This is a genomic window from Bartonella sp. MR100HLJHH (genome assembly GCF_042194215.1).
In the GTDB taxonomy this organism is placed as follows: domain Bacteria; phylum Pseudomonadota; class Alphaproteobacteria; order Rhizobiales; family Rhizobiaceae; genus Bartonella; species Bartonella grahamii.
In genome coordinates, this window is record NZ_JBHIMR010000002.1 from 106,803 (window position 1) to 121,291 (window position 14,489).

General features: G+C 40.4%; 12 protein-coding genes and 1 pseudogene. 12 read left to right on the forward strand and 1 reads right to left on the reverse strand.

Annotated features, from left to right (window positions below; genetic code table 11):
* Positions 1-7: 7 nt before the first annotated feature.
* The 9 genes from ACFIJ7_RS01660 (at position 8) to tolB (ending at position 10,472) form a co-directional block, all read left to right on the forward strand.
* A complete protein-coding gene (locus tag ACFIJ7_RS01660; protein ID WP_015856950.1) occupies positions 8-526 on the forward strand; it encodes a DUF1465 family protein in 519 nt (172 codons plus the stop codon).
* A gap of 1,240 nt (positions 527-1,766) precedes the next feature.
* Positions 1,767-2,282: a crossover junction endodeoxyribonuclease RuvC gene (ruvC, locus tag ACFIJ7_RS01665; RefSeq protein WP_273787693.1), complete on the forward strand. Its 516-nt coding sequence runs from the start codon at positions 1,767-1,769 to the stop codon at positions 2,280-2,282.
* Positions 2,283-2,295: 13 nt separating this feature from the next.
* On the forward strand, positions 2,296-2,910 hold the full coding sequence (gene ruvA, locus ACFIJ7_RS01670) for a Holliday junction branch migration protein RuvA (protein ID WP_375635532.1): 615 nt from the start codon (positions 2,296-2,298) through the stop codon (positions 2,908-2,910).
* 13 nt (positions 2,911-2,923) lie between these two features.
* Positions 2,924-4,018 carry a Holliday junction branch migration DNA helicase RuvB gene (ruvB, locus tag ACFIJ7_RS01675; protein ID WP_375635533.1) on the forward strand — a complete coding sequence of 365 codons (1,095 nt, stop codon included), beginning with the start codon at positions 2,924-2,926 and terminating at the stop codon, positions 4,016-4,018.
* Positions 4,019-4,231: 213 nt separating this feature from the next.
* Positions 4,232-4,672: a tol-pal system-associated acyl-CoA thioesterase gene (ybgC, locus tag ACFIJ7_RS01680; RefSeq protein WP_375635534.1), complete on the forward strand. Its 441-nt coding sequence runs from the start codon at positions 4,232-4,234 to the stop codon at positions 4,670-4,672.
* A 1,730-nt stretch (positions 4,673-6,402) separates the two neighbouring features.
* Positions 6,403-7,116 carry a protein TolQ gene (tolQ, locus tag ACFIJ7_RS01685; protein WP_015856945.1) on the forward strand — a complete coding sequence of 238 codons (714 nt, stop codon included), beginning with the start codon at positions 6,403-6,405 and terminating at the stop codon, positions 7,114-7,116.
* A 15-nt stretch (positions 7,117-7,131) separates the two neighbouring features.
* Positions 7,132-7,584, forward strand: coding sequence for a protein TolR (gene tolR / locus ACFIJ7_RS01690; RefSeq protein WP_273787696.1), 453 nt, complete (start codon positions 7,132-7,134; stop codon positions 7,582-7,584).
* A gap of 106 nt (positions 7,585-7,690) precedes the next feature.
* Positions 7,691-9,103 (forward strand): cell envelope biogenesis protein TolA, encoded by a 1,413-nt coding sequence (locus ACFIJ7_RS01695; protein WP_375644456.1) that lies wholly within the window; start codon positions 7,691-7,693, stop codon positions 9,101-9,103.
* Between the two features lie 43 nt (positions 9,104-9,146).
* Entirely contained in the window at positions 9,147-10,472 is a 1,326-nt protein-coding gene (tolB, locus tag ACFIJ7_RS01700) for a Tol-Pal system beta propeller repeat protein TolB (protein WP_015856942.1), read from the forward strand.
* Positions 10,473-11,551: 1,079 nt separating this feature from the next.
* Here the strand turns inward: tolB and ACFIJ7_RS01705 are convergent.
* Positions 11,552-12,298, reverse strand: coding sequence for a YebC/PmpR family DNA-binding transcriptional regulator (locus ACFIJ7_RS01705; RefSeq protein ID WP_005774608.1), 747 nt, complete (start codon positions 12,296-12,298; stop codon positions 11,552-11,554).
* Positions 12,299-12,665: 367 nt separating this feature from the next.
* Between ACFIJ7_RS01705 and ACFIJ7_RS01710 the strand changes: the two genes are divergently transcribed.
* From ACFIJ7_RS01710 to ACFIJ7_RS01720, 3 genes and pseudogenes are all read left to right on the forward strand, one after another.
* On the forward strand, positions 12,666-13,361 hold the full coding sequence (locus tag ACFIJ7_RS01710) for a DUF1013 domain-containing protein (RefSeq protein WP_375611764.1): 696 nt from the start codon (positions 12,666-12,668) through the stop codon (positions 13,359-13,361).
* Between the two features lie 201 nt (positions 13,362-13,562).
* The gene (gene pal, locus ACFIJ7_RS01715; protein ID WP_375644457.1) at positions 13,563-14,084 is read left to right on the forward strand and encodes a peptidoglycan-associated lipoprotein Pal; all 522 of its coding nucleotides are present in this window, start codon (positions 13,563-13,565) and stop codon (positions 14,082-14,084) included.
* Positions 14,085-14,136: 52 nt separating this feature from the next.
* Positions 14,137-14,489 (forward strand): annotated as a pseudogene (locus tag ACFIJ7_RS01720) (tol-pal system protein); the annotation flags it as partial.

The following is a 14,489-nucleotide window of genomic DNA, read 5'->3' on the forward strand; positions in this document are numbered from 1 at the left end:
TAAAAGCGTGAGTGTACATAAACGTCCATATGATGAACCTATTATCATGATTGAGCATAATGCTTTTGAAAATGCTTTTAATCGTCTCTATGAAGAAACAATGGCGCTGATTGAAAAAACCGCAGCGTATATTGATTCAGAAGGGAAATTAGTGGCACGTTCCCTTTCGGCAGAAGTTTCTGCAATCTATGCGAAAGAAGCTATGTATTTAAGTACACGACTGATGCAAATTGCTTCTCAACTCCTTCTTCTTCGGGCAGAGCGCGAAGGGGAAATGTCATCAGAACAAATAAAAAAAGAAATTGTAAAAGTATCACTTCATACACCGACATTGGAACTTGAAACCCCTCATTGGCATGAATTGCCAGAAATTTTCCGCCAATTTGTTTCTCATTCATTGCGTTTAGAAGCGCGCATACAGTATATGCGTGCTGGGTGGGAAACTGCAGCCTCTTGTGCCTTAGAAGATGATAATCCAGTAGGAAAACAAATCGAATTGCTCAAAACTGCCTTTGGGCGTTCTTAGAGGTATTCCCTTGCTTTGCGCGAAGGGGAAATGTCATCAGAACAAATAAAAAAGCAATTGTAAAAGTGTCACTTCATACACCAATATTGGAATTTTTCCCTTTCATTGGCATGAATTGCCAGAAATTTTCCGCCAATTTGTTTCTCATTCATTGCGTTTAGAAGCGCGCATTTTTTTCGTTTAGATATGCGGCTGTAGTTTAAGCGCTCTGGTAAATAAGGGGAGGCTGTAGTTTAAGCGATGATAATCCAGTGGGAAAACAAATCGAATTACTGAAAACAGCTTTTGGGGGTGTTTTGAGAAGAATAGCGCCTTGCTTCTTTCTTGCGATATTTAGAGCAATCTACCCATTTTTTACAACCAAAATGTCACAACTAAAACCAATCTAGAGTGCTTTTTTCTGCCTAATTTCTATTTGAGCGTAGGAAATATCTTGAGCTTATAGCTGAGAGGTATTGATTTCGAATTATGGCATGGGATGGGGTATGGTTGGTCTTGTGGAAATCGGCTTTGGTTGATTGCAGCTGGAACACTTTCTGTTGATCTGTCGTGTGATTTTGTTTTGGCTATGATAATGATCGGGCGCTAGATAGAGCTAGGGATTGTATATCAATTTATTTATGCTCTATAACTTATGCCTATAAAGTTGCTGTAGAGCGTGTGTTAATGAGGATGATACACATTGTGTCAGTTTTTGGGCTTCTCTTGTTTTGAATGGAAGTTATTTTCTTCGCGTAAAATAAAACATCCAAAATAAAGTGCCATATAATGAATGCCTCAGGGGTTCTCTGTGCCCCCATGCAATGTCCCCTCTCTATGCAATGACATTGTGGTGTAATGGGCATATTCAAAAACACCTCTCAGTTCTTGTTCACATCCATTGAGCTCCCTCATCTTAACGCTTGCAACGGAGCAAGCCGGCACCATCATCATATTTGCCAGTCCCCAGTGTTGCGACAAGTTCTTGGCTCTTGAGATGGTTCATTAGAGGCATGTTTAGTCCTTTCTTGTACAGTTTCACTCCATACGGAAATCCCACGTGTGATGTGCAGATAAAAGATTTTGATTGATTTTAGTTATGCTTCATAAAGTATGTTCCATAAAGATGCTGTTCGTTGCGTTTTATAATTGTATAAATTGGGGGGCATGACCATCTTTTGACTGGTTTTGTCTTGTGCTGTTGTTTTCTTTGTGGTCTTGTCTTTATTCACAAGGGGGAAAAGTGTATAGACTGTAGTTTATGGCAGAGACGATTCGTATTATAGGCATTGATCCCGGATTACGGCGTACAGGGTGGGGCGTTATCGATGTTGCTGGTAATCGTCTTCAGTTTATTGCAGCAGGGACGGTTTCTTCTGATGTAAAGTGTGAGCTGGCTTCCAGATTATGTCAGATCCACAAAGGTCTTTCAGAGGTTGTGCATCAATTTATGCCCCATGAAGCCGCTGTAGAACATGTGTTTGTTAACAAAGATGCTACAGCAACTTTAAAACTTGGGCAAGCACGTGCAATTGCATTGCTGGTTCCTGCGCAAGCAACTCTTCCTGTTTTTGAATATGCGCCCAACAAAGTGAAAAAATCAGTTATTGGTGTTGGACACGGTGCTAAAGAACAAATCCATATGATGGTAAAAGTTCTCCTCCCACGGGCTGAATTTGATAGCAGTGATGCGGCTGATGCTCTTGCTCTTGCTCTTTGTCATAGTATGCATCGTAAGAGTATTGACCGATCTTATCAGGCAAGGATGGCGATATGAGTGGGGTGGCAACATGATTGGCAAATTAAAGGGCACCCTTGAACATATCTTTGATGATCATATCCTTCTTGATGTGCACGGTGTGGGGTATGTTGTTTTTGTGTCAAATCGGCTGCGTCCTTCTTTGCCTTCTGTTGGGGAGGCGTTAAGCCTTTTTATTGAAACGCATGTTCGGGAAGACGCAATCCGCCTTTTTGGTTTTGCTACAAGAGCTGAACAGGAGTGGTTTTGTCTTCTACAAAATGTTCCTGGAGTAGGGGCGAAGGTTGCTTTGGCAATCTTGGGTACTTTATCGCCAGATGAACTCGCACAAGCTATTGCCTTAAACGATGTTGCGATGATTAGTCGAGCGCCGGGCGTTGGTAAAAAAGTCAGTGAAAGAATTGTGGGTGAACTGAAAAGTAAAACACTCCCCTTTGAACAAGCGCTCAAGACTGTTTCGGTTCCTCAGCGTGAGATGACCAATCAACCTGCGCATGACGCGCTTTCCGCGTTGATGAAGCTAGGGTTTGAACGGGAGCAAGCATCCCGTGCTCTTGCTCTTGCGATGAACGCTCTTGAGGAGGAAACTGTTTCTTCTGCCCTGCTGATCCGCCATAGTCTCAAATTGCTTTCTTCTCCTACTTAAAATCAAGGTAACAATGCATAAAGATGAAGATAAACGCCTTCTGGGTCCCGCTCCCCTTCCTAACGATCCAGATCGTTCCTTAAGACCACAAGTTCTCGATGATTTTATTGGTCAAGAAGCGGCACGGGCTAATTTAAAAATATTTATTGAAGCAGCAAAAACGCGGCAAGAAGCGCTGGATCATGTTTTGTTTGTAGGACCTCCGGGGTTAGGAAAAACAACGCTTTCACAGATTATGGCAAAAGAATTAGGCGTTAATTTTCGCTCTACTTCAGGACCTGTCATCGCTAAAGCAGGAGATTTAGCCGCTCTCTTGACCAATCTCGAAGAACGTGATGTCTTGTTTATTGATGAAATTCATCGCTTAAATCCGGCGATTGAGGAAATTCTTTATCCAGCTATGGAAGATTATCAACTTGATTTGATTATTGGGGAGGGGCCGGCGGCACGTTCGGTGAAAATTGATCTGGCTAAATTTACTTTGGTAGCGGCAACTACACGTTTGGGGCTTTTGACCACACCGCTGAGAGACCGTTTTGGCATCCCAATTCGTCTAAATTTTTATACTATAGAAGAATTGGAATATATTGTGCAGCGTAATGCACGGCTTTTTGCCGTCAAGATCAGTGATGATGGTGCTCATGAAATTGCACGCCGAGCACGGGGCACTCCTCGTATTGCTGGGCGGCTTTTACGGCGCGTTTGTGATTTTGCTTTGGTTAAACAGGCAAAACAAATTGACCAAAAAATCGCCGATGAAGCGCTTTCGCGCCTTGAGGTCGATCATCTTGGGCTTGATCCGCTTGACCGCCGCTACTTGCTCCTGATTGCGGAAACTTTTTTAGGGGGACCGGTGGGGATTGAAACAATTGCTGCTGCTTTATCAGAACCACGCGATGCCATTGAAGATATTGTTGAACCGTATTTGCTCCAACAAGGTTTTATTCAAAGAACCGCTCGTGGACGCATTCTAACTGAAAAGGCTTGGAGCCATTTAGGGCTTTCTGCTCCTGCCTCTACAACGTCTATACAAAGGCGTTCTCAACTTTCTGATGCTCAAGACAATTCATCACTTCAGACGTCTTTATGGGATGGGGAAGATGACTAAGATATTCTCTTTATTAAAAGAAACTATGTGAATATTTTATAGCAAGGTCATAAAATACAAGAGACGTGCTTCTTTTAGTATATTCTGACCAAAAAGGTCTTGCACGATTAAGGGGGGGCTTTTTCTTTTCACAACTTCAACACAAAAATGTGTTCAATCTTTTGATTGATAAATAATTTGCTATATTAGATGATTTTATGGGACATGAAGCCAATGACAGAAATAACTCCTTTTAAGAGCAATCATACAAATGCTTTTCATAATTTTCAGGTCCGCGTTTATGTTGCGGATACAGATTTTTCCGGAGTGGTTTATCATGCGCGTTATCTTGAGTTTTTTGAACGAGGACGTTCAGAGTTTTTACGGGATACCGGTTTTAATAATAAGATGTTAGCAGCAGGGGTTGAGGGGGAAAAACTGTTTTTTGTTGTGCGTCATATGGAAATTAATTTTTCAAGACCAGCTAAAATTGATAATCTTTTAGTTGTTAAAACACGTGTTACTCATATCCAAGGGGCACGCTTTTTTATGGAGCAATCTATTTTGCATGAGGCGACCACGTTGGTAACAGCTAAAGTTGAAATTGCTCTGATTAATGAGGAGGCAAAACCGCGACGTTTACCCAAAGAACTTTTTGCAAAAATGCTTGGTTAAAAGTGTTATTCATTGAGCGAGCAGCTTCAGGAGAGATCAGGGGATGTAAAGTAACCTACAATCTAAGACCATACATTTATCATAGCCTAAATGTTTCCCAACAAGGTCACATGATACATCAAAAGAAAGCACCTCTGCTACAATAACTACACTAAATTGAAGATGATATCCCACAAAATTAAACACGCCTCATCCATGTTATGATTCAAAATCAATGTTTCATCATCCATTTTCTGCTATAAACTCAAGATATTTTCTTTCTTTTGAAGAAAGGTTCGTTGGCATAAGAAAACAGCAGAAAAGTACAAAACAAAAAAGAAATAAAAAATGGATTAAGATTTATTTTTATAAAAATGCACATACCCAGCACAATATTGCAATAAAGTGATAATAAGATATTAGGTCAAAAATTTTCTCAAAACACCCAAAGAGTATTTTAAGCAATTTGATTTGTTTTTTACTGGATTGTCATTTGGCATCACAAGAGCGCATGTCCCATCCATTTTCATCCATAATGCATGACTTTATCTGCGCTCCTAAACGCAGTGAATGAGTGAGAGATTAATGTATACAAAGCAGAAATGTATTCTGGATTTAAAGTTTCAAAAGCATATTATTTTATATAATAGATTGACTTAGAAAGATAAATTATCACTTCTCACGGGTACAAACCCCAATAGAGTCATAGAGTAAAATACTTTCATTTCAAATCTGTTCATGTTGAAACAATTAAAATCATTTGATTATACATCATAAGATGAGCAATATAAATCGTTGAAAAAATTGTAAAAATGTTTCTTATGGATCATTCTCAATGCAATAACGATCAAATATCACAAGTGCGCAAAGAGAACGAAGAAGCCAGTTTTCATGAAGTAAAGATGTGAAAAGGCTTTTTTCACGTCACAGAAGCTTTTACGTTATACCATGGTGTCAGAGAGATGATGGGCATTGAAAGGGGCGAATTCACAACACAATGAGATTACATGAGACTTACACTAGATTATATGGGACTTACAATAGGGGTGCATGGGTGAGGCACATTGTTGTGAGGCATTTTATGGTGGTTTATTGTCGTTTTTGTGCCCGATGGTATCCCCGTATTAAATTCGATGAAAAATGAGAGAAACAATAGTCTGAGGCAAAGCGTAATCTTTCATGATTATAACATATTTATTTATAATGATAATTCATTGCGTTGTCACTTTTGGATAATTCTGAAACTTGTAAGATGTTTTCTTTTCAAGCCCTATTGCTGTGAATTAATCAAAAACATTTTCTTACATGTCACAAGCGGGGTTGGTGAGTGGATACAGAAACACTTGAGAAAGGAATAAAAATGCCTCTTATGAATCTTTTCAAGTGCTAAGATTTATCGCTGCATTTTGAGCTTAAAACGTGTATGATGTTTTAGTTTTTTTTCATGAGCGTAAAGGTGGTGGTGCATAATAGATTTGATATCATGCATTTTTATATCTTTTGTTTTTATAGCATTTATGGGGAAGGCTTTATCGTTATATTTTTCATAAATGCTGTTGTGAAATGAGGGGGGGGCGTGTGTTGAGGGATGTCTCTCGTCATCACTTTTTAAAGAAATTTAAGAAACAAGTCTTGTTTTAGCACATGAATTTATGTGAAACTAAGGTTTTTTACTTAAATTTAGAAACTATAAAATAATCTGTTTTATAGAATTTTAAAAAATACACCTTTTATTTAGAGGGACAAAAATTATGCCGCATGGTGAACTAACGAATCCGGAAACAATTGGAATGTTGCATTTGTTTATGCAAGCGAGTTGGATCGTGAAAGGTGTTATGATCGGGTTGCTGCTCGCTTCCATTTGGAGTTGGGCAATTATTTTTGATAAAATTTTTACGTATCGGAGAATACGGCGTGAAATAAAGCAGTTCGAACGTACATTTTGGTCAGGCAAAGCGCTAGAAGATCTTTATGCATCATGTAAAAGTCAACACACCAATAGTATATCCGCCGTTTTTATGGCGGCGATGATTGAATGGAAAAAATCTCTTGAAAAAGGGACCCATACATCGAAAAGTTTGCAGAGCAGAATTGATAAGGCTATGGATTTGACGCTGGGACGTGAAAGTGAAAAAATAGAATCAAAATTAAGTTTTCTTGCGACACTGGGATCTGCGGGGCCCTTTATCGGACTTTTTGGAACAGTTATTGGTATTATGGAGTCTTTTCTTTCTATTTCAGCTTCTCAAAATACATCACTTGCCATTGTCGCGCCAGGGATTGCAGAAGCGCTTTTAGCAACCGCTATTGGTTTGTTTGCAGCAATTCCAGCCGTTATTGCTTATAACAAGTTGACTCATGAAAGTGCGCGCATCATTGCACAAATAGAAAATTTTGCCGATGAATTTTCAACAATTGTATCGCGGCGTATTGATGAAACACGCACAGCACCTTCCTCATTATAAAAAGGAGCTTATCCCATGGGAATTTCTGTTGCTTCTTCTTCTCGAAAAAATACACGCAGGCGCTATCATTCACGAAGCCAACTGATGAGTGAGATCAATGTCACTCCTTTTGTGGATGTCATGCTGGTCTTGTTGATTATTTTTATGGTCTCTGCCCCCCTTTTAGTGAATGGTGTTCCTCTAGATTTGCCTCATAGTCAAGCGGGTCCCGTACGAGCTCAAAAAACGCCCCTTACGGTTTCACTTGACGCGCAAGGGCGCTTTGCCATTAATCAAGATTATTATGAAACGTCACAAGCACTGATTGCACACCTTAAAACTCTTCTGGAAGAAGATGCTACACAAAAAGATCAACGGGTTTTTGTGCGGGTTGCTAAAACTGTTGAATATCAGCAAGTATTAAAACTGCTGGCGGATATTCAAAAAGCGGGGTTTTCTCAAGTTGCGTTAGCAAGTCTAGCACAATAAATAATAAGTAATAAAATTTTCGCATAACCCGTTGTTTTTAAAGTGTTTAATAGAGCGAAGAGTGATTAAAAATGAAAAAATATAAGTCATAAATAAGGCATAAAGAATGAACAAAGACTCCTATCATAGCATGAAACGAGGCTTGGCTTTATCCCTTGTGGTCCATGTCATTTTTCTCAGTTGGGGAGCCGTTCAGTTTACAAGCTCTGTCTCTTTACCACAACCATTGGAAGCAATTCCCATCACTCTTGCTCCTTTAGTGGACGAGTTGTCCTCTCAACAAGGATCCGTGAAGGCTCCCATCCGTGCAATCCCTGCCGTTAAACCAACTATGCAACCACAAGAGAAAGAAGATGCACGCCATATTGGAGAGGGACAAATAGATAGTCTAGCACCTTTTCAACCAAAGGAAAAACTGCGTCCTGTTGAAACAGCATCGCTACCACCAAGCAAGAACACGTCAGAAACATTTGCACCCGAACTTACAAAACCAGAATTATTAGAAGCAAAAACAGAGGATGCACCCAAGGTTGCGCCTGAGATGCCTTTGAGCGCGCCGGAGGATACCCCCAAGGTTGCACCTGAGATGCCTTTGAGCGCGCCGGAGGATACCCCCAAGGTTGCGCCTGAGATGCCTTTGAGCGCGCCGGAGGATACCCCCAAGGTTGCACCTGAGATGCCTTTGAGCGCGCCGCCGGAGGATACCCCCAAGGTTGCGTCTGAGATGCCTTTGAGCGCGCCGCCGGAGGATACCCCCAAGGTTGCGCCTGAGATGCCTTTGAGCGCGCCGGAGGATACCCCCAAGGTTGCACCTGAGATGCCTTTTAAGGCGCCGGAAGATGCGCTCAAGCCTGCGCACAAAAATGAAGAGATGATATCGCCAAAAGAATTGGCTCCAACGGTACAGAAGGTACCAGCAGAACAGATTGTTCATCAAGCGCCCAAAATTACACTTCCAGAAAAATCTCTTCTTCCACAGTTTAAACCAAAATTTGACGAAGAATTTCCAAGGAAGAATGCGGCTGCATTGAATCAAAAGACACCAAAGCTTAACAAGAAAAACCAAGAAAAACAGACTATTGAAGATATTTTAGCACTGGAGGAAAATAATTTGCTCAATCGTGCGCGGTCACAAGGAGGGGGAGCAAAACGTTCTCATACACCAGAAGCTTTGGGCGCAAGAAAAAACATTGATGATACCACAAAAATGGCACAAACATTGGTCAATATTGCGGGGGCATGTATTCAACAGAAGCTTAAACTTGTGGCGCTTGGTGGCGATTTAAAAAACCGTCCGGTTGTGCGGTTGCGATTTTATTTAGATCGTGAAGGGATGGTTGTGGGCGATCCTATCATTGATCCCGTAAGCGGTCTTGAGAGTCAACAAGCTATTATGATAAGGCAGGTGTACGCCGCTGTCTTTTCATGCCAACCTTATGCAGATCTCCCACGTGATCAATATGATCTATGGGGGCAAGGTTTTGACTTTAATGTTGATCCCCTCCAAGAAATCAGATGATAAATGAGAAAAAATAAATTGGCTTAACGAAAGGACACATTCCATGATGACTATAACGAGACATAAAGTTTTTGCTTGGTTTATTGTCACTTGTGGGTTGTGGCTTTCAAGTATTTCATCGGGCTATGCGCAATTGAAAGGGACTATTTCGAGCGCTGATTTTAATCCCATTCCCATTGCAATTACAGACTTTATTTCCAATGATTCGATTGGGTTGAAAATATCTGCTGTGGTGACAGCCGATCTTGAGCGGTCGGGGCTTTTTTTACCGCTTAATAAAGAAAATTTTCTTGAAAATATTTCTAATCCTAATAAACAACCGCATTTTGCGTCTTGGCAGAAAATAAAAGCGCAAGGTTTAGTTACGGGGCAAGTCATGAGAGAAATCGATGGACGTTTGAGGGTCGATTTTCGTTTATGGGATGTTTTTGGACAAAGACAATTGAAAGGACGGCGTTTTTATACCGCGACAGAACGTTGGCGGCGTGTGGCACATATGATCGCAGATGAGATCTATAGTGAGATGACAGGAGAAAGTGGTTATTTTGATACACGAATTGTTTTTATCGATGAAACAGGCCCCCAAAATGCACGCATTAAACGCTTAGCAATGATGGATCAAGATGGCGCAAATTTGATTTATATGTCTGATGGAAGTGAATTGGTGCTTACACCACGTTTTTCCCCAAAAAGACAAGAAATGACCTATATGGCTTATGAGGACAATCAAGTACCTCATGTTTATCTTCAACAAATTGAAATGGGACAAAGAGAGTTGATCGGAACGTTTAATAACATGACAATTGCTCCGCGTTTTTCTTCTGATGGACAAAAGGTCATTATGAGTTTGTTACAAAATGATGGCAGTGCAAATCTTTACACCATGGATTTACGAACCCGTACGATGACGCGACTTACAACAACTTCTGCTATTGATACTTCTGCTTCTTATTCACCGGATGGAAAACAAATCGTCTTTTCCTCAGATCGTAGTGGAAAGCCGCAAATCTATAAAATGAATGCGGATGGGAGTGATATTCAGCGTATTTCTTCAAACGAGGGGAGTTATTCGACACCTATTTGGTCTCCACGGGGTGACTATATCGCCTTTACAAAACAATTAAGCGGACAATTTTCTATCGGTGTTATGCGCCCTGATGGACAAGGAGAACGAATTTTAACCACAGGGTTTCACAATGAAGGACCAACTTGGGCACCCAATGGTCGTGTGCTGATGTTCTTTCGCAAAAATCCCGGTATGGGACCAAAAATCTATACGATTGACATTACAGGACGCAATGAACGTCAATTACCCACCCCCAATGATGCTTCGGATCCAGCATGGTCGCCATTGCTCAATATACAGTAAAACAAAATGCTTAAAAACAGAACATAGAAGGAATATAGTCTATACAGTTTCAAGTTTACACAATCTCAATTGTCTTTAATTATTTAAAAGAAGGAATCGATTATAGTGGGCATGGGGAGTTATGTAGATTTCATCTATCATCTACGGTTGTTTATCGACAATAGAATTTCCTTGGGGGAAAATGCTTAAAAAATTCAAAAACAACATCTTGAAAAAATATAGTCGAAAATTCTGAGGTCTCTAGATTTCAACTTTTTATTCAAAGTGTCTCTCTATATTTTTTTGACTTCCTCTTTGATTTGGTTTGCGAAGAGTCCAGACTCTTGTCAAGGGTGTTTTTCTGCTGCTCTCTGATGTGTTTTATTCAAGTACGCTGTTGTTTTAGGTCAGAATATTGATTGATCGGTAATAGCAAAAGGACAGATTTTTAAGATAAATGACATTATTTTATGAAACATACGATGCCATAAAGTTAATGCTATAAAGTCAAAAATTTATCCGCAACGGATTAGAGAGATATACCGGCTTTTTGGATAATACTTTGCTAAACAATCAGCTCTGGCTTTCCATTTGCTTATTTTTATTCTGTGATGTTGTAAAAACACTGTCATTTGAGGTGTGGCGATATAAGGCATATAAACTTCCTTGAGATATTTAAGTGTTTTTTAAGTGCATGGCGAATATTTAGGGGAGTGTGTATTTTTTGAGCCTTAAGTTTCAAATGAATTCCATGAGTGATTCGTTATAGGAATACGTCAAGAAAATCCGAATTGTTTACAGACCAGATCATCTTCATTACTTGAGGGTGGGGAGGTTAATCTTAAAGAACAAAAAGATTAAATAGAGAGGGGTTATAGGGATAATCTTTGGGGCATGTAAGAAAGGCGTGAGGCTACAGAGTTTTTTATGCTTTCTTTTTTGGGTTATGTTTTCTGGAATTAATGGCGGTTTTCTTGTTGCACCAATGGTTAGTCCCCGCTATTGACGCGGGGCTTTTATATGTGCGGATAAAGAGGCGAGGTGACAGATGCTTTTGAAGCCCTCATGAATGAAGAGAGGGCTTGTGCAAATGATAGGAATTATACAGATAATTTTGCCAAAATCTCATCGCTGACATCAAAATTGGCATAAACATTTTGTACATCATCATCTTCTTCTAATGTTGAAATCAGTCGTAAAACGGACAAAGCTTTTTCTTCATCTATTGGTGCAAGGGTGGTGGCTTTCCAAATCGTTTTAATCGATTCTGCTTCACCAAGTTTTGCTTCAAGTGTTTTGGAAACTTCACCAATATCTTCAAATGCGCAGGTAATATGATGTCCGGTTTCTTCTGATTGCACATCTTCAGCACCGGCTTCAATTGCTGCATCCATGATGTTATCGGCTGTCCCTGCTTCTGGCTTATAGATTATTTCACCAATCCGATTAAACATGAAACTGACCGATCCTGTTTCTCCTAGGGCTCCTCCTGATTTTGTGAAGGCGGCGCGCACATTTGAAGCGGTGCGGTTGCGGTTATCAGTTAAAGCTTCAACAATGACGGCAACGCCACCTGGTCCATAGCCCTCATAGCGTACTTCATCATAATTTTCGACATCGGTACCTGAAGCTTTTTTAATCGCGCGTTCAATATTATCTTTCGGCATCGATTGTGCTTTGGCATTTTGAACAGCCAGCCTTAAACGTGGATTCATGGCTGGATCAGGAGCACCTTGTTTTGCTGCTACGGTAATTTCCCGCGCAAGTTTAGAAAATATTTTCGAGCGCATTGCATCTTGACGCCCTTTACGGTGCATAATATTTTTAAATTGTGAATGGCCAGCCATAGTTTTCCTTCCTATTTTAGGGCTTTCTTTCCAGTTGGATACTCTTTAGAATTTAAGGCGACAAAACACGCATCCCACCAGAATAAATGTGCCACAGCATGAGGTGAAGTAATCGAATAAACCCTTTATAAGAAAATTCATCTTAAAGGTAAAGACACCTTAGTTGAGGATCATTACAAGAGAGATCTCTTGTCGTTGAGCAAAAATAACGCTATAACAGAATGTAATCTCATGGCAAAATGGTTTATTCCATGCCTCGCTTTGTTTTAGGAGTGGTTGGAGAGACCTAACATATAAAAAGTTCTAGTGCTCTTGAGTGGGCGGTAACCGGCCTCATAGAAGAGGCGCAGAAGAGGATTTATAAAAAATGGCAACGCAACTTTTGATGCCCAAAGCAACAGCTGTTTGGTTGGTTGATAATACAGCTCTTTCTTTTGATCAGATTGCAGAATTTTGTAAATTGCATGTTTTGGAAGTAAAAGCTATTGCCGATGGTGATGCGGCTTATGGTATTAAAGGTTTAGATCCGATTAGTTCTGGGCAATTGACGCGCAGTGAAATTGCACGGGTGGAGGCTGATCAAAACGCACGCTTGAAAATTTCTCAATCTAGGGTGCATATTCCTGAAAAAAAACGCAAAGGGGCGCGCTATATCCCTCTTTCTCGACGCCAAGATCGTCCCAATGGTATCCTATGGTTGGTTACGAACCATCCTGAGTTGAAAGATGCACAAATTGCACGGTTGATTGGGACAACAAAAGCGACAATTGAACAAATCCGCCTTAGAACCCATTGGAATAGTGCAAATTTGGTTCCTCTTGATCCTGTAGGACTTGGTTTGTGTTCGCAAATCGATTTAGATTTTGAGCTCCAGCGTGCGGCGAAAAATCGCCCTGTTGCTGCAGAAGAAGATAGGTCGTTGCTTCCCGCTTCTGTGACGGAAAACGCTGCCCTAGAGGAAAATGAGAGTGAAGAAAATCTGCATAAGACTTTTGATGCTGATAAAGTTTTTGCAAAGCTGAACGCGCTGCAAAAAAATCGTCAAGATCAAGATGATGCATAAAAAGCTATGACGTATAAGGGAAACATTTCTTATGGAAATGTTAGAGGAATGGCTGGAGAGAAGAAAAATTGGCAGAGACTCAAAAATAAAAATGATGACCAAAAAACAGAAAAATTTCGTCTTCATTAGGAATTAACGGTTATTCTTGAAAATATTTTTAAGAATTTACCCTTCTTTACGACACTCAAGGAGAAACGGACTATGCGCTCTACCCAAAAAAACCTCTCTTATTCCTTAGCTGTCCTCTTTTTTTTCGCACTATGCTTGGCTGGGTGTGGCAAAAAAAATGTCGGTGCACTTAACGGTATGAATGGCGCTTATATGAATGATGCTGGTTTGAATCAGGTGCCACCAGGCTCAGGACAAGAATTTACGGTTAATGTGGGTGATCGCGTGTTTTTTAGTCTCGATTCTTCTTCACTTGATGCTGATGCTGAACGTATTTTAACGCGCCAAGCGGAATGGTTGCTTCATTATCCTTATTATTCTATTATGATCGAAGGTCATGCTGATGAGAGGGGAACACGTGAATATAACTTGGCACTTGGACAGCGCCGTGCTGTTGCTGTGCGAAACTATTTGGTGTCTCTAGGTGTGTCTGAACAACGGATTCAAACAATTTCTTACGGAAAAGAAAGACCTGTAGCGGTCTGTGATGATATTTCCTGTTGGAATCAAAATCGACGTGCTGTGACAACGTTGAGTGACATGAATAGTCATTAAAAAGAAGATTGTTTGTTTCAACTATTCAATAAGCTCTTAAGGGGAAAAAGGAATGTATCGTAAAATCAATTGGAAAACACTCTTTTATATGGCGGTTTTCATAGCTTGTTCTACTTCACTTGTTCAAAGTGCGGCACGAAGGGCTTCCGAATATCCTGCACATGATACGGATAAAGTTGATGAAGTTGATAAGGCATCTAGCGCGGAGGAAAAAGCCACTGACACTGTTAATAAGGCTATTGATGCTGTGAAGAAAGCACCTGAAGCAGCTGATAAAGCAGCATCTAGCGCGGAGGAAAAAGCCACTGACACTGCTGATAAGGCTATTGATGCAGTGAAGAAAGCACCTGAAGCAGCTGATAAAGCAGCATCTGATGTGGTGGAAAAAGCCACTGACACTGTTAA

Bases quoted from the DNA above. Each gene is read 5' to 3' on its own strand.
- ACFIJ7_RS01710 (WP_375611764.1), top strand. From the start codon at position 12,666: ATGGCAACGCAACTTTTGATGCCCAAAGCAACAGCTGTTTGGTTGGTT.
- tolB (WP_015856942.1), top strand. From the start codon at position 9,147: ATGATGACTATAACGAGACATAAAGTTTTTGCTTGGTTTATTGTCACT.
- ruvC (WP_273787693.1), top strand. From the start codon at position 1,767: ATGGCAGAGACGATTCGTATTATAGGCATTGATCCCGGATTACGGCGT.
- ybgC (WP_375635534.1), top strand. From the start codon at position 4,232: ATGACAGAAATAACTCCTTTTAAGAGCAATCATACAAATGCTTTTCAT.
- ACFIJ7_RS01695 (WP_375644456.1), top strand. From the start codon at position 7,691: ATGAACAAAGACTCCTATCATAGCATGAAACGAGGCTTGGCTTTATCC.
- pal (WP_375644457.1), top strand. From the start codon at position 13,563: ATGCGCTCTACCCAAAAAAACCTCTCTTATTCCTTAGCTGTCCTCTTT.
- ACFIJ7_RS01705 (WP_005774608.1), bottom strand. From the start codon at position 12,298: ATGGCTGGCCATTCACAATTTAAAAATATTATGCACCGTAAAGGGCGT.
- ruvB (WP_375635533.1), top strand. From the start codon at position 2,924: ATGCATAAAGATGAAGATAAACGCCTTCTGGGTCCCGCTCCCCTTCCT.
- tolR (WP_273787696.1), top strand. From the start codon at position 7,132: ATGGGAATTTCTGTTGCTTCTTCTTCTCGAAAAAATACACGCAGGCGC.
- ruvA (WP_375635532.1), top strand. From the start codon at position 2,296: ATGATTGGCAAATTAAAGGGCACCCTTGAACATATCTTTGATGATCAT.
- tolQ (WP_015856945.1), top strand. From the start codon at position 6,403: ATGCCGCATGGTGAACTAACGAATCCGGAAACAATTGGAATGTTGCAT.